Origin of the sequence: Nocardioides sp. (assembly GCF_036374615.1) — a bacterium.
Classification (GTDB): domain Bacteria; phylum Actinomycetota; class Actinomycetes; order Propionibacteriales; family Nocardioidaceae; genus Nocardioides.
Window position 1 is genome coordinate 1 of the sequence record NZ_DASUTK010000188.1, and the last position, 14,271, is coordinate 14,271.

A 14,271-nucleotide genomic window follows, 5' to 3' on the forward strand; every position below is an offset into this window, starting at 1 on the left:
GCGGGGCTCGAGGCGCAGCCAGCCTCGGGAGGCGAAGTCGGCCAGCGCCTTGTTGACGGTCTCGCGAGAGGCGCCGACCAGCTGGGCGAGCTCCTCCTGGGTGAGGTCGTGGTGGACGTGCACGCCATCGTCGGCGGTGCGGCCGAACCGGTCGGCGAGGTCGAGCAGCGCCTTCGCGACCCGGCCCGGTACGTCGGAGAACACCAGGTCGGCGTTGACGTCGTTGGCCTTGCGCAACCGGCTGGCGATCTGGGACAGCAGCCCGCGGGCCACCATCGGCCGGCCCTCGAGCCAGCGGAGCAGGTCGTCGTGGGAGAGCGACGCGAACGCCGCGTCGGTCACCGCGGTCACGGTCGCCGAGCGGGGGCCGGGATCGAAGAGCGAGAGCTCGCCGAACATCTGGCCGGGCCCGAGGATCGCGAGGAGGTTCTCGCGGCCGTCGCTGGAGGTGCGGCCCAGCTTCACCTTCCCGTCGAGGACGATGTAGAGCTTGTCGCCGGAGTCACCCTCGTGGAAGAGGACCTCGCCCCGCCGGAGCCGCGACTCGGCCATCGAGGAGCGCAGCGCGGTCGCCGCCTCGTCGTCGAGCGCGCTGAAGAGCGGCGCCTGACGCAGCACGTCGTTGTCCACGGATCCTCCCAAGGATCGGCCCGGGTGACGGATGTCGTTCGGTCGGTGTCGGGGTGACGCCGCTGATCCTAGCGAGTGGCCCACGTCACACGTGAATCCCAGCCTCGCCATCCGTGATCTCACTGTTCTCACGCGACGACGGCGACCAGGGCGGGGGTGGGTAGGTCCGCCTAGGCTTGCCGCATGTCGACGACGCGTGTCCCGCCCGTGCGCGAGCCCACCAGCCGCACCTCGCTGGTCCGCCGAGCCCGCAAGGTCGACCGGGTGCTCGCCGAGACCTACCCCGACGCCCGGTGCGAGCTCGACTTCGACGACCCGTTCCAGCTCCTCGTCGTCACCGTCCTGAGCGCGCAGACCACCGATCGACGGGTCAACGCCGTCCGGCCGATCCTGTTCGCGGCGTACCCTGACCCGGCCGCGATGGCCGCCGCCCCCCGCGAGCACCTCGAGCAGCTGCTCGGCCCGCTCGGGTTCTTCCGGCAGAAGACCGAGACCGTGCTCAAGCTCTCCGCCGCGCTCGTGGAGCGGTACGACGGGCAGGTGCCGCCGAAGCTCGAGGAGCTCGTCACGCTGCCCGGCGTGGGCCGCAAGACCGCCAACGTGGTCCTCGGCAACGCCTTCGACATCCCTGGCATCACCGTCGACACCCACTTCGGCCGGCTGGTCCGCCGACTCGGCTGGACCGAGGAGACCGACGCGGTCAAGGTCGAGCACGCGATCGGGGCGCTGTTCCCCAAGCGCGACTGGACGATGCTGAGCCACCACCTGATCTGGCACGGTCGTCGGCGCTGCCACGCCAAGAAGCCGGCCTGCGGCGCTTGCCCCGTGGCCCGCTGGTGCCCGTCGTACGGCACCGGGCCGACCGACCCCGAGGTCGCCGCCGCCCTGGTGCGCACGGAGGGGCCTGCGTGAGTCGTGCCGTCGCCGTGGCGCTCACGGTGCTGCTGGCCGGCGTCGGCACGCTGGTGGCCTGCGCCGGGGAGCAGGACCCAGGGCTGATGCCTGGTCCGGCGGAGATCGACGTCGACACTGCGGAGCTGCGGCGTCTCAAGGCCGATCTCGGCGTCGAGGACTGCCCGGAGGTCGAGCCGCAACCGGTAGCCGACGGGTTGCCCGACGTCACGCTGCCCTGCCTCGGCGGCGGCAGCGACGTGCCGATCTCCGGGCTACGCGGTCCGCTCGTCGTCAACCTGTGGGCGTCGTGGTGCGGGCCTTGCCGCACCGAGATGCCGGTGCTCCAGAAGTTTCACGAGAGGTACGCCGACCAGGTCGGGATCGTCGGGGTCGACTACGAGGACCCGCAGGTCGCCGGCGCGTTCGACCTCGTCCGCGCGAGCGGTGTGACCTACCCGCTGCTCGCGGACCCGCAGGCATCGCTGCAGGGTGCGGATCCCTTCCCGGGCCGGATGGGCCTGCCGATCTTCGCCTTCGTCGACGAGCAGGGCCGCGCCACCGTGGTCGCGGGCGGCGTCGACTCCGTGCGCGAGCTGGTCGACCTGGTCGACGTCCATCTCGGGGTCGAGCTGTGAGACCGCACCATGAGGCGCCCGGCATGAGGCCCCCACCATGAGACCGGAGTGGCTCCGCCCGATCGAGGAGGGCGCGCGATCGATCACGGTTCACGACCTGACGAGGTTCCTGCCGCCTGAGGACTCCGACCCACGGCGTGGCGCCGTCCTGATCCTCTTCGGCGAGGGTGAGCACGGGCCCGATCTGCTGCTGACCGAACGGGCGCACCACATGCGCAGCCATCCTGGCCACATCGCCTTCCCAGGTGGGGCCATCGACCCGGGCGAGACTCCGCGCGAGGCAGCGCTGCGCGAGGCGCAGGAGGAGACCGGCGTCGATCCGGCGGGGGTCGACGTGTTCGCCGAGCTGCCCGAGCTGTGGCTGCCGCCGAGCAACTTCGCCGTCACGCCGATCCTGGCGTGGTGGGAGAACGACTGCGAGGTCGGCGTCGTCGACCCCGACGAGGTGCACGCCGTCTACCGGGTCCCGATCGACGACCTGGTGGGGCCGGACCACCGGATCCGGGTCGAGCACCCTTCCGGCTGGGTGGGACCCGGCTACCTGATCGGCGAGCAGAAGGACCGGGTGCTCTGGGGCTTCACGGCGGGGATCATCGCCCGGCTCTTCGATTTCGTCGGTTGGGCAGAGCTCAACGAAGATGCTCCTTTGCGTGCGCTGCCGGCGCACATGCTGCAGGGTGACCCCACGCGGGCCGTCCCGCCGCCCGACCAGCGATTCGGAGATCGTCGGTGAACCTGCTCGACTGGCTGCTCGTCGTGCTGGTCCTGACCTACGCGCTGTCTGGCTACTGGCAGGGGTTCATCACCGGCGCGTTCGCCACGACGGGGCTGCTGCTCGGCGGTCTCTTCGGGGTCTGGTTGGCCCCGACCGCGCTCGGCGACGCCGAGCCGTCGGTCTTCGTCTCGCTCGGCGCTCTCTTCATCGTGATCCTCTGCGCGTCGCTGGGTCAGGCGCTGTTGCAGTTCGCAGGGGCCCGGATCCGCGACCGGATCACCTGGCAGCCCGTGCGTGCCGTCGATGCCGTGGGTGGTGCAGCTCTCAGCGCGGTCGCGGTGCTGCTGGTGGCCTGGGCGCTCGGCGTGGCGATCTCCGGCTCGGGCATCAAGGGCATCACCAGCCAGGTGCGCAGCTCCACGGTGCTGGCCCAGGTCGACCAGGTGCTGCCCGCGTCCGCCGACACCGCCCTGGGGGCGTTCAACGACGTCGTCGGATCAGGGTTCTTCCCGCAGTACCTCGACCCGTTCGCGCCGGAGCGGATCGTGCAGGTGGGGCCGGGGCCGCCGCGGCTGCTCACGGACCCGGATGTCGAGGCGGCCCAGGCCGCCGTCGTCAAGGTGCGTGGTACGAACCGGTGCGGCCGGGGGGTCGAGGGCACCGGCTTCGTGTACGCCGACGGCCGGGTGATGACCAACGCGCACGTCGTCGCGGGCGTCAACGACCCGGAGGTCGAGGTCGGCGGCGATGCCGTTCCGTCGGAGGTCGTCCACTACGACCCCGACCTTGACATCGCCGTGCTCGCTCTCGACACCAGCAACGTCCCGAACCTGTCCTTCGACACCGGGGCGGAGCCGCGTGAGGGCGTCGCGATCGTCGGCTACCCGCTCGACGGCCCTTACGACGTCCAGACCGGCCGGATCCGCTCCGAGCAGCGGCTCCGCTCGCCGGACATCTACGGCGACGGCAGCGTCATCCGATCGGTGTTCTCGCTGCGCGGCCTGATCCGTCCAGGCAACTCCGGCGGACCGATCCTCTCCTCGGGCGGTGACGTCGTCGGGGTGGTGTTCGCGGCGTCCGTCACCGACCCCCAGACCGGCTACGCCCTGACCGCCGAGCAGGTGGGTCGGAGTGCGGTGACCGGCGTGTCCCGCTCCGACGAGGTCGGCACCGGGGACTGCGCAGGGTGAGCTGGCCGGTGAGCTGGGCGGTCAGCTGGGTCGAGGCAGCTCGGGGGCGCTGGACGTGGGCTCCGGGTTGCCCTTGAGCGCCCGCGGGATCTCCTTGCCCTGGCTGATGGCCTTCTCGGGCCCGCGAACCTGCTTGACCTTGCGCACACCGATGTACGTCAGCAGCGCCGCGATCAGCACGTAGGCGCCGAACACGATCAGGAACGCCCAGTGGAGGCCGAGGCCGGCCCAGTGGATGAAGTAGGCGATCGCCACCGACAGCATGACGATGGCGAGCACGACGACGAACGCGGCCGCCGCGAACAGCCCGACTCCGATCCCACCAGCCCTCACGCTGACCTTGAGCTCGGACTTCGCGAGCTGGATCTCCTTCTGGATCAGGCCGGAGATGTCGCGGCTCGCGTCGGTGACCAGACGGCCGATCGTCGGGTCGGTGTCCCGGACTGGTTCGGGGGCCATGCGTGGGGTACCTCCGTGCTGGTCCGCTCGTGGGAAGGCTCGGCCCGACCCTACCGTCCCGGTACGATCGCCCAAGGTGTGCCGGGAAGTCTGGTCGGCTCGTCGGCGGAAGCCGGCGGAAGCACTCCTCGTCGACCGAGAGGCCGTACCCCATGTCTCACCAGTCCAACCCCCCTGACCTGCCGGGACGCAGGGACGCGCTGTGGCGGCGGGGGCCTGTCTACACCGAGAGCGACCGGACGATGGCCCGGCTGGTCGCCAGGCCGGTCCGCGAGTTCCTCCGGGTCGAGTACGCCAGCTCGGTGCTGCTCCTGACGGCCGCCGTCGTGGCACTGGTCTGGGCCAACTCACCCTGGTCGTCGACGTACGACGACCTCTGGCGCACCCACATCAGCCTCGACCTCGGCGTGCTGCGTCTCGACGAGTCGCTGCAGTACTGGGTCAACGACGCACTGATGGTCGTCTTCTTCTTCGTCGTGGGACTCGAGATCAAGTACGAGCTCGTCCACGGCGACCTGCGCGACCCCCGGTCCGCCGCGCTCCCGATCGTGGCGGCGATCGGTGGCATGGTGGTCCCGGCAGGGATCTACGCGGTCGTGGTGGGAGGCGGCGACGGCAGCGCGGGCTGGGGCATCCCGATGGCGACCGACATCGCGTTCGCGGTCGGAGTGCTCGGCCTGCTGGGTCGGCGGATCCCGGCGCCGGCACGTCTCTTCCTGCTGACCCTCGCGGTCGTGGACGACATCGGGGCGATCCTCGTGATCGCGGTCTTCTACACCGCTGACCTGGACCTGGTCTGGTTGGCGATCGCGGTCGGACTGCTGCTGGTGATGCTCGCGATGCGGGTGCTGCGGATCTGGGCGGTGCCGGCCTACGTCCTGGTCGGTGGCCTGGCCTGGCTGGCGACGCTGGAGTCGGGCGTGCACGCCACGCTGGCAGGAGTGGCGATCGGCCTCATGACGCCGGCCCGGCCGCTGCTCGAGGAGCGGGTGGCCCGCGAGTACGCCCGGGAGGCGATCTCGGACCACGAGCTGGACGCCGACGAGCTCGCCCGGATGCGGTTCCTGCTCGACGAGTCGGTGTCGATGGTGGAGCGGCTGCAGACGCGGCTGCACCCGCTGTCGGCGTACGTCGTGCTGCCGGTGTTCGCGCTCGCCAACGCGGGGGTGGAGCTCGGCGGTGGGGTGCTCGGCACAGCGGCGGGTTCCGCCATCGCGCTCGGCATCACCCTCGGCCTGGTCGTCGGCAAGCCCGTGGGGATCGTGCTCGCGGCGCTGGTCGCCGTGCGGCTCGGCCTCGGGCGGCTGCCCGACGGCACCAGCTGGCGGATGCTGACCGGGCTCGGTGCGGTCGGAGGCATCGGGTTCACCGTCAGCCTGTTCATCGCCGGGCTGTCGTTCCCGGGCGACGAGCTGCTGACCGGCGAGGCGAAGATCGGCATCCTCGCCGGCTCGCTGCTGTCCGCTCTGCTCGGCGTGACCCTCCTGCTCCTGGCCACGCGCCGCCCAACCCGCTGACCCGGCAGTTGTGCACGCACCAGAAGCGCCGACCCGGCACTTGTGCATCGACCAGAGGTGCCGACCCGGCAGTTGTGCATCCACCAGAAGCACCGACCGGGCACTTGTGCACCCACCAGAGGTGCCGACCCGGGCAGCTCGGCACGCAACTGCCCGGTCAGCGGGTTGGGTGGGTGCACCACTGACGGGTCAGTCCTCGTCGGCGGAGCCGCTGCCCTCCCGCTGCTTGATCAGGTCCATGACCGTGGAGTCGGCGAGGGTGGTGACGTCGCCGACCTCGCGGTGCTCGGCGATGTCCTTGAGCAGCCGGCGCATGATCTTGCCCGACCGGGTCTTCGGCAGCTCGGGCACGATCATGATCTGGCGCGGTTTGGCGATCGCGCCGATCTCCTTCTGCACGTGCGCGCGCAGCTCCTGCACCAGGTCCTGGCCCTCGCCCTCCTCGTCGGCCTCCTCCACCGCGGTCTCGCGCAGGATCACGAACGCGCAGACGGCCTGACCGGTGGTCTCGTCGGTCGCGCCGACCACGGCGGCCTCGGCCACCTTCGGGTGCGACACCAGAGCCGACTCGATCTCGGTCGTGGAGAGCCGGTGGCCGGACACGTTCATCACGTCGTCGACCCGGCCGAGCAGCCAGATGTCGCCGTCGTCGTCCTTCTTGGCGCCGTCGCCGGCGAAGTAGTAGCCCTGCTCGGCGTACCGCGACCAGTAGGTGTCCTTGAAGCGCTCGTCGTCGCCCCACAGCGTGCGCAGCATGCCCGGCCACGGCTTCTTCAGCACGAGGTAGCCGCCGGACCCGTTCGGGACCGATTCACCCATGTCGTCGACCACGTCGGCGGCCACGCCCGGCAGCGCCTTCATGGCGGACCCGGGCTTGCCGTGGGTCACGCCCGGCAGCGGGGAGATCAGGATCTGGCCGGTCTCGGTCTGCCACCAGGTGTCGACGATCGGGACCTTGCCGCCTCCGATGTGCTCGCGGTACCAGACGTAGGCCTCGGGGTTGATCGGCTCGCCGACCGAGCCCAGCAGCCGGATCGAGGACAGGTCGAACTTCGCGGGGATGTCGTCACCCCACTTCATGAAGGTCCGGATCGCGGTCGGCGCGGTGTAGAAGATCGTCACGCCGTACTCCTGGCAGATCTCCCACCAACGGCCCTTGTGGGGGCTGTCGGGCGTGCCCTCGTACATCACCTGCGTGGCGCCGTTCGCCAGTGGCCCGTAGACGATGTAGGAGTGGCCGGTCACCCAGCCGACGTCCGCGGTGCACCAGAAGACGTCGGTCTCCGGTTTGAGGTCGAAGACGCTCCAGTGCGTGTACGACGTGCCGACCAGGTAGCCGCCGGTGGTGTGCAGGATCCCCTTGGGCTTGCCGGTGGTGCCGGAGGTGTACATCACGTACAGCGGGTGCTCGGAGTCGTGGAGCTCGGCCTCGTGGTCGCTGGACGCGCCGTCGACGGCGTCGTGCCACCAGACGTCGCGGCCCTCGTCCCAGCCCACGTCCTGGCCGGTACGACGGACCACCAGCACCCTGTCGACCTTCTGACCGTCGTCCGCGGCCTTCGCGATGGCTTCGTCGACGGCCGGCTTCAGCGCCGAGGGAGCCCCGCGACGGTAACCGCCGTCGGCCGTGATGACCACGGCCGCGCCACAGTCGACCACCCGGCTGGCCAGAGCGTCCGCTGAGAACCCTCCGAACACGACTGTGTGCGGGGCGCCGAGTCGGGCACAGGCGAGCATCGCGATGGCGGTCTCGGGGATCATCGGCATGTAGATCGCGACCCGGTCGCCCTTGCCGACCCCGAGCTCGGTCAGCGCGTTGGCGGCTTTGCAGACCTCGTCCTTCAGCTCGGCGTAGGTGATGTCGCGGGTGTCGCCCTCGGGCTCACCGACCCAGTGGAAGGCGACCTTGTCGCCGTTGCCCGCGTCGACGTGGCGGTCGACGCAGTTGACCGCGGCGTTCAGGGTTCCACCCACGAACCACTTCGCGAACGGTGGGTTCGACCAGTCGAGCACCTGGTCCCACTTCTGGCCCCAGTCGAGCCGTTCGGCGGCCTCGGCCCAGAACGCCTCGGGATCGGACTCGGCCCGGGCGTAGGAATCCTCCTTCACGTTCGCGTTCTCCGCGAGCTCGGCGGGCGGCTCGAAGCGGCGGTTCTCCTGCATCAGGTTCGAGAGCGTCTCGTCAGCCATGGCGTTCAACTTACTCTTCGCGGGTCGGGTGCAGAGTGGCGCGACCCCCGGCTGGCCGGGGATCGCGCCACCCCACTGAGGGGGGTTGTGCGGTGGTGCTTCGTGCCTGGTAGGTCAGTGCTGAACCGCGCGCTCGGCGCCGGCGCCGGTCAGCGAGCGGACCTCCAGCTCGGGGAAGGCGGCCTCCGCCTCCGGCTCAGGTGCAGTCATGGTCCCGATGTAGCCGAGGATGAAGCCCACCGGGATCGAGATGATGCCCGGGTTGGCCAACGGGAACCACGACCAGTCAGACCCCGAGAAGAGGGCGGTCTCGGAGCCGGACACGACCGGCGAGAAGAACACCAGTCCGACACATGTGATCAGGCCGCCGTAGATCGCCCACACCGCGCCACGGGTGTTGAACTTGCTCCAGAACAGGTTGTAGATCAACGACGGCAGGTTGGCCGACGCGGCCACCGCGAACGCGAGCGCCACGAGGAAGGCGATGTTCAGCGACTGGGCGAAGATCGAGAGGATGATCGCCACCCCGCCGATCCCGAACGCCGCGATCCGGGCGACCCGGACCTCGTCCTTCTCCGACGCCTGGCCCTTCTTGATGACGTTGGCGTAGATGTCGTGCGCGACCGACGACGCCGACGTCAGCGTCAGGCCCGCAACGACCGCGAGGATCGTCGCGAACGCCACCGCGGCGATGAACGCCAGCAGGATCGCGCCACCGGAGGTCCCGGCGCCTCCGCCGACCTCCTCGGCCAGCAGCGGCGAAGCGAGGTTGCCCGCCGAGTCGGCGACCTTGCTGCCCTCGCCGGTGTTCAGCAGTGCCGCGGCACCGAAGCCCAGCACGAGGGACATCAGGTAGAAGGCGCCGATCAGCGTGATCGCCCAGTTGACCGACGTCCGCGCATCACGCGAGGTCGGGACGGTGTAGAAGCGGATCAGGATGTGCGGCAGTCCGGCGGTGCCGAGCACCAGAGCCAGCGACAGGCTCACGAAGTCGATCTTGGTGGTGAGCGACTCGCCGTACTTCAGACCCGGCTGGAGCAGGGCGTCTCCCTTGCCGGTGTTCTGCGCCGCGGCGCCGAGCAGCTCGGACAGGTTGAAGTTGAACTGCGCCAGCACCAGGATCGTGATCAGGATCGTGCCGCTCATCAGCAGCACGGCCTTGACGATCTGCACCCAGGTCGTGCCCTTCATGCCACCGACCACGACGTAGAAGATCATCAGCAGCCCCACGACCACGATGGTGGCGCGGATCGCCCACTCACCCTCGACGCCGAGCAGCAACGTGACCAGCGCGCCGGCGCCGACCATCTGGGCCAGCAGGTAGAAGATCGACACCACGACGGTGGAGGTCGCGGCCGCGGTGCGGACCGGCCGTTGCCGCATGCGGTAGGCGAGCTGGTCGGCCATCGTGAAGCGACCGGAGTTGCGCAGCAGCTCGGCCACGAGCAACAGGGCCACCAGCCACGCGACGAGGAAGCCGATCGAGTAGAGGAAGCCGTCGTACCCGGAGAGCGCGATCGCGCCGGAGATGCCGAGGAACGATGCTGCCGACATGTAGTCGCCCGAGATGGCGAGGCCGTTCTGGAAGCCGCTGAAGGAGCGGCCGCCGGCGTAGTAGTCGGCCGCGCTCTGGGTCTGTCGGCTCGCCCAGAAGGTGATGCCGATCGTGACGGCGACGACGGCCAGGAAGAGGATCGTGGAGAGGCTCTCGGAGCTCATCGCTGCGCCTCCCCGGTTGCGTCGTTGTAGCGGCGATCGAGCTCACGCGCCAGCGGGTCGGTGTGCTTGTTCATGTAGCGCCCGTACATCCAGGCGATGAGGAAGGTGGAGGCGAACTGCAGCAGTCCGAAGATCAGGGCGATGTTGATGTTGCCGATGACCTTCGTGCTCATGAAGTCGTGCGCCCAGTTCGACATCACGACGTAGAGCAGGTACCAGACCATGAAGGCGATCGTCGCCGGGATGACGAACCGTCGGAACTTGCTGCGCAGCTCGTGGAACTCCGGAGAGGCGTGGAGCTCGGCGTACACAGGATGCTCGGACCGTTGATGGACCCGATGGTTGTTCTGGGGGGTGGGAGTGGACACGTGCTGCCTCCGAATCGTCCGATGTGATCGCACGGGTGTGACAGCCGTCACCGTGGCACCGGTGCGCAGACGGCCGGGAGGGGCGCGGTCGGGTCCGGCGACGAACGGAGGCGTGGTTTCGCCGAACGGTCGATCTCGTACGACGAGCGGCAGCTGCTATCCCCGTTCGAGCTCCACCGCTTCCGGGGTGTGAAGCCGGACCATGAACCGGTCGGCGTGAGCAGGCCGGCGGTCGCGGGTCAGCCGGCTGACCACGACCATCGTCAGCAGGGCCGCGGGCACGCTCCACGCCGCGGGCTGGCCGAGCAGCACGCCGGCCCAGCCACTGGTGGTCGCGGTCGACATCGTCCAGACCACCGCCGTGCCCGAGCCCAGTCCGCCGACCAGCAGTCCGGCGGCGGCTCCGGCGGCGGTCAGGCCGCGCCACCAGATGCCGAGCAGGAGCAGTGGGCAGAACGTCGACGCGGCGACCGCGAACGCCAGCCCGACCGTGCGGGCGACGCCGACGTCGGGCGAGAGCAGGGAGACCAGGCACGGCACCACGACAGCCACGATCGCGGCGAGCCGGAAGGCAGTGACGCCGCTGAGGCGGCGACCGCCCCAGCGACGGCCGATCACGTCCTGGCTGATGACCCCCGCCACGGCGATGGAGAGCCCGGAGCTGGTCGACAGGAACGCCGCGAACGCGCCGGCGGTGACCAGCCCGGTGAGGACGTCGCCCAGCACCCCGGAGACCATCAGCCGCGGGAGCTCGAGCACGATCGCCTCGCGGGCTGCGTCGGTCGCGAGCTCGGGTGCGTAGATCCGGCCGAGCGCGCCGTACACCGGTGGGAGCAGGTAGAAGATCCCCAGCAGCCCCAGCACCACGAGCGTGGTCCGGCGGGCGGCGCGGCCGTCGGGGTTGGTGTAGAAGCGGACCACCACGTGGGGGAGCCCCATGGTGCCGAGGAAGGTCGCGACGATCAGCGAGTACGTGATGTAGAGGCCCTGGCCACCACCGGGGGCCACCGGCAGCGACCACGCCTCGGGTGGGGTCGCCGAAGCCGAGACGGTGGCGGCAGTGGTGGGGTCCGGGGCGCCGTCGCCCACCCAGATCATCAGCAGCACCATCGCCGGGATCAGCAGCGCCGTCAGCTTGAGCCAGTACTGGAAGGCCTGCACGAAGGTGATGCTGCGCATCCCGCCGCCGCTGACCCCGGCCAGGACCACCAGCGCGACCACGACCGGACCGAGCCACTCCGGTGCACCGAGCGTCGAGCGGAGTGTGACACCGGCACCGAGGAACTGGGGGAGCAGGTACAACCACCCGATCAGGGCCACGAGCAGCGAGCAGAGGCGGCGTACCGCCATCGAGTCCAGCCGCGCCTCCGCGAAGTCGGGCAGCGTGTACGCCCCGGACCGGCGTAGTGGGGCGGCGACCAGCACCATGAGCACCAGATACCCGGCGGTCCACCCGACCGGGTACCACAGCATCTGTGCTCCGAACGTGAGGATCAGACCGGCGACGCCGAGGAAGGAGGCCGCGGACAGGTACTCGCCGCCGATCGCCGACGCGTTGAGGCCTGGGCGCACCGTGCGCGAGGCGACGAAGAAGTCGCTCGTCGTCCGGGAGAACCGGACCCCCCAGGTGCCGATCGCCAGGGTCGCGATCGCGACCAGGACGACGGCGACCGCGCCCGGGACCTGGGAGGCGTCCGGGTTCACTGCCGCTCCTCGCCGACCAGCGCTTCGAAGTCGGACTCGTTCTGCTCGACCTGCCGCAGGAAGCGCCAGCCGAGGAAGACCAGCCACGGGTAGACCAGGACGCCGAGCACCACCCACGCCACCGGTACGCCGAGAAGCCGCTCGGCCGCCAGCGACGGCCACGCGCGGAACAGCAGCGGCAACCCGCCGACGCTGACCGTGAGCAGCGCCAGCACCCGGATCGCCAGCCGCCGCTGCTCCCGGAGCAGCGAGCGCATGTAGACCTCGCCGACCTCGGTGCCGGCGTCGATCTCGCGCGTCCCGGTGGTCCGGCCGATCGACACCGGTCGTCGCGGAGGCCCGGTCACGCGGACCCGGGCCGGGCGCTCCTCGCTCATGTCGTTGTCCCGGTGAGCAGCTCGCGCAGCTCCCGGGTGTGGCGGCGCGCGACGACCAGCTCCCGGCCGCCGACCAGGACCACGTAGCGGCCGCCGTCGGACCGCAGCTCCTGGACGTGGGGCAGCGCGACCAGCATCGACCGGTGGATCCGCACGAACCCTGCCGGGGCCCACTGCTCGGCGAGCGACGACAGCGGCGTGCGCACGAGGTGGGAGCCCTCGGCCGTGTGGAGCCGGGCGTAGTCACCCTCGGCCTCGACATGCGTGATGTCTGACCGGTCGACGAACCGGGTCACGCCGCCACGCTCGACCGGGATCCGGACGTCCTCACCCGGCATCGGCCCGCGGGCCTCGACCACCCGGCGGACCGCCTCACCGAGCCGCTCGGCGCGCACCGGCTTGAGGACGTAGTCGACGGCGCGCAGTTCGAACGCGTCGACGGCGTGCTTCTCGTGTGCGGTCACGAACACCACCGGGGGCGGTGCCTTGAACCGGGACAGCACCTGGGCGAGGTCGAGTCCGGTGAGGCCGGGCATCTGCACGTCGAGGAAGACCGCGTCGACGTCGGACTCCTGGAGCACCCGCAGCGCCTCCGCGGCCGAGTCGCAGCTGCGCACCGTCGCGACCCGCGGGTCTCGCTCGAGGAGGTAGGCGAGCTCGTCGAGCGCGGGCTTCTCGTCGTCGATGACGAGGACGTCGAGCCGTTCGGTCATACGTGGACTCCGGGAGCGAACTTGGGGACACGGACGATGACCTTGGTTCCCGCACCCGGAGCGGTCTCGACCACCAGCCCGTACTCGTCACCGTAGGCGTTGCGCAGCCGGGCGTCGACGTTGCCCAGCCCGACGGCATCGAGCTCCGTGTCACCGGCGAGGGCACGGCGTACCCGTTCTGGGTCCTCGCCGACCCCGTCGTCCTCGACCTCGATGAGACACTCCTGGTCCACGTCCCGGGCCTCGATGGTGAGGCGTCCGACGCCGTCCTCCTTGTCGGCGCTCGCCTCGAGCCCGTGCCGCACTGCGTTCTCGACGAGCGGCTGGATGCAGAGGAACGGCACCGCGACCGGCAGCACCTCCGGCGCGATCCGCAGCGTGACGTGCAGACGGTCGCCGAAGCGCGCCTGCTCGAGCAACAGGTACCGCTCGACCGAGCGCAGCTCCTCGGCCAGGGTCGTGTACTCGCCGTGGCGACGGAACGAGTAGCGGGTGAAGTCGGCGAACTCGAGCAGCAGCTCCCGGGCGCGGTCCGGGTCGGTCCGCACGAAGCTGGCGATCGCGCCGAGCGAGTTGTAGATGAAGTGGGGGCTGATCTGTGCTCGCAGCGCTCGCACCTCGGCCTCCATCAGCTCGGTGCGGGAGGCATCGAGCTGGGCGAGCTCGAGCTGGCCGGACACCCACACCGCGACCTCGTCGGCGGCCCGCACCAGCCCGCCGGTCGCCTGCGGTGCCCCGGCGACCAGCGTGCCGACGAGGGTCTCGGACACGACCAGCGGGCTGATGACCAGCTGGCGGACCGAGCAGCCCGGGTCGTCGCACGGCAGGTCGGCGCGGCTCACGACCCGGGTCCGACCCTGCTCCACCACCGGAACGATCAGGCCAGGGACCTGGGTGCGATGGTGGCCGGCGATCCCGTCCCAGTGCAGCACCCCGCTGGTGTCGGTGAGGGCCGCCGCCGGCGTGCCGAGCAGGGTGCGCAGGTGCCGGAGCCCGCGCTCGGCGCTGCTGGTCGTGAGACCTCCACGCAGCGCCGGGGAGGCCAGGCTGGCGGTGTGGAGGGCGCGGTAGGTCGCACGGTCGACCTCGGTCCCGAGGTGGGTCCGTCGCCAGGGACGCAGCCGCGCGCGCATCACCCTCGCCTGTTCTAGGGACGTTTC

At 70.5% G+C, this 14,271-nt stretch carries 14 protein-coding genes; 5 read left to right on the forward strand and 9 right to left on the reverse strand.

Annotated elements, in window-relative coordinates; genetic code table 11:
- Positions 1-630 (reverse strand): Crp/Fnr family transcriptional regulator (locus tag VFZ39_RS14465; RefSeq protein ID WP_330866478.1); only part of this gene is annotated, 630 nt, incomplete at its 3' end.
- 183 nt (positions 631-813) lie between these two features.
- Here VFZ39_RS14465 and nth point away from each other — a divergent pair.
- From nth to VFZ39_RS14485, 4 genes are read left to right on the forward strand one after another with little or no spacing between them, the layout of a single operon-like run.
- A complete protein-coding gene (gene nth, locus VFZ39_RS14470; protein WP_330866479.1) occupies positions 814-1,542 on the forward strand; it encodes an endonuclease III in 729 nt (242 codons plus the stop codon).
- A complete protein-coding gene (locus VFZ39_RS14475; RefSeq protein WP_330866480.1) occupies positions 1,539-2,159 on the forward strand; it encodes a TlpA disulfide reductase family protein in 621 nt (206 codons plus the stop codon). Before nth ends, VFZ39_RS14475 begins: the two co-directional genes overlap by 4 nt.
- Positions 2,160-2,196: 37 nt before the next feature.
- A complete protein-coding gene (locus VFZ39_RS14480) occupies positions 2,197-2,892 on the forward strand; it encodes a CoA pyrophosphatase (RefSeq protein WP_330866481.1) in 696 nt (231 codons plus the stop codon).
- A complete protein-coding gene (locus tag VFZ39_RS14485; protein ID WP_330866482.1) occupies positions 2,889-4,064 on the forward strand; it encodes a MarP family serine protease in 1,176 nt (391 codons plus the stop codon). Before VFZ39_RS14480 ends, VFZ39_RS14485 begins: the two co-directional genes overlap by 4 nt.
- Positions 4,065-4,085: 21 nt before the next feature.
- Here VFZ39_RS14485 and VFZ39_RS14490 read toward each other — a convergent pair whose 3' ends face one another.
- Positions 4,086-4,523 carry a phage holin family protein gene (locus tag VFZ39_RS14490; protein ID WP_330866483.1) on the reverse strand — a complete coding sequence of 146 codons (438 nt, stop codon included), beginning with the start codon at positions 4,521-4,523 and terminating at the stop codon, positions 4,086-4,088.
- A 152-nt stretch (positions 4,524-4,675) separates the two neighbouring features.
- Here VFZ39_RS14490 and nhaA point away from each other — a divergent pair, with 152 nt between their 5' ends.
- The gene (gene nhaA / locus VFZ39_RS14495; RefSeq protein WP_330866484.1) at positions 4,676-6,040 is read left to right on the forward strand and encodes a Na+/H+ antiporter NhaA; all 1,365 of its coding nucleotides are present in this window, start codon (positions 4,676-4,678) and stop codon (positions 6,038-6,040) included.
- Positions 6,041-6,229: 189 nt separating this feature from the next.
- Here the strand turns inward: nhaA and acs are convergent, their stop codons facing one another.
- The 7 genes from acs to VFZ39_RS14530 form a co-directional block, all read right to left on the reverse strand.
- A complete protein-coding gene (gene acs / locus VFZ39_RS14500) occupies positions 6,230-8,230 on the reverse strand; it encodes an acetate--CoA ligase (RefSeq protein ID WP_330866485.1) in 2,001 nt (666 codons plus the stop codon).
- A gap of 114 nt (positions 8,231-8,344) precedes the next feature.
- A complete protein-coding gene (locus VFZ39_RS14505; RefSeq protein WP_330866486.1) occupies positions 8,345-9,949 on the reverse strand; it encodes a cation acetate symporter in 1,605 nt (534 codons plus the stop codon).
- Entirely contained in the window at positions 9,946-10,317 is a 372-nt protein-coding gene (locus VFZ39_RS14510; protein WP_330866487.1) for a DUF485 domain-containing protein, read from the reverse strand. The genes VFZ39_RS14505 and VFZ39_RS14510 overlap by 4 nt, the downstream gene beginning before the upstream one ends.
- A 156-nt stretch (positions 10,318-10,473) precedes the next feature.
- Positions 10,474-12,021, reverse strand: coding sequence for a cation acetate symporter (locus VFZ39_RS14515; protein ID WP_330866488.1), 1,548 nt, complete (start codon positions 12,019-12,021; stop codon positions 10,474-10,476).
- Positions 12,018-12,398 carry a hypothetical protein gene (locus VFZ39_RS14520; protein WP_330866489.1) on the reverse strand — a complete coding sequence of 127 codons (381 nt, stop codon included), beginning with the start codon at positions 12,396-12,398 and terminating at the stop codon, positions 12,018-12,020. The genes VFZ39_RS14515 and VFZ39_RS14520 overlap by 4 nt, the downstream gene beginning before the upstream one ends.
- Entirely contained in the window at positions 12,395-13,111 is a 717-nt protein-coding gene (locus VFZ39_RS14525) for a LytTR family DNA-binding domain-containing protein (protein ID WP_330866490.1), read from the reverse strand. The genes VFZ39_RS14520 and VFZ39_RS14525 overlap by 4 nt, the downstream gene beginning before the upstream one ends.
- On the reverse strand, positions 13,108-14,244 hold the full coding sequence (locus tag VFZ39_RS14530; protein ID WP_330866491.1) for a sensor histidine kinase: 1,137 nt from the start codon (positions 14,242-14,244) through the stop codon (positions 13,108-13,110). The genes VFZ39_RS14525 and VFZ39_RS14530 overlap by 4 nt, the downstream gene beginning before the upstream one ends.
- Between the last annotated feature and the right edge of the window lie 27 nt (positions 14,245-14,271).

Coding starts and splice junctions, on each gene's coding strand:
- VFZ39_RS14525 (WP_330866490.1), bottom strand. CDS start 13,111: ATGACCGAACGGCTCGACGTCCTCGTCATCGACGACGAGAAGCCCGCG.
- VFZ39_RS14490 (WP_330866483.1), bottom strand. CDS start 4,523: ATGGCCCCCGAACCAGTCCGGGACACCGACCCGACGATCGGCCGTCTG.
- VFZ39_RS14520 (WP_330866489.1), bottom strand. CDS start 12,398: ATGAGCGAGGAGCGCCCGGCCCGGGTCCGCGTGACCGGGCCTCCGCGA.
- acs (WP_330866485.1), bottom strand. CDS start 8,230: ATGGCTGACGAGACGCTCTCGAACCTGATGCAGGAGAACCGCCGCTTC.
- nth (WP_330866479.1), top strand. CDS start 814: ATGTCGACGACGCGTGTCCCGCCCGTGCGCGAGCCCACCAGCCGCACC.
- VFZ39_RS14480 (WP_330866481.1), top strand. CDS start 2,197: ATGAGACCGGAGTGGCTCCGCCCGATCGAGGAGGGCGCGCGATCGATC.
- nhaA (WP_330866484.1), top strand. CDS start 4,676: ATGTCTCACCAGTCCAACCCCCCTGACCTGCCGGGACGCAGGGACGCG.
- VFZ39_RS14505 (WP_330866486.1), bottom strand. CDS start 9,949: ATGAGCTCCGAGAGCCTCTCCACGATCCTCTTCCTGGCCGTCGTCGCC.
- VFZ39_RS14530 (WP_330866491.1), bottom strand. CDS start 14,244: ATGCGCGCGCGGCTGCGTCCCTGGCGACGGACCCACCTCGGGACCGAG.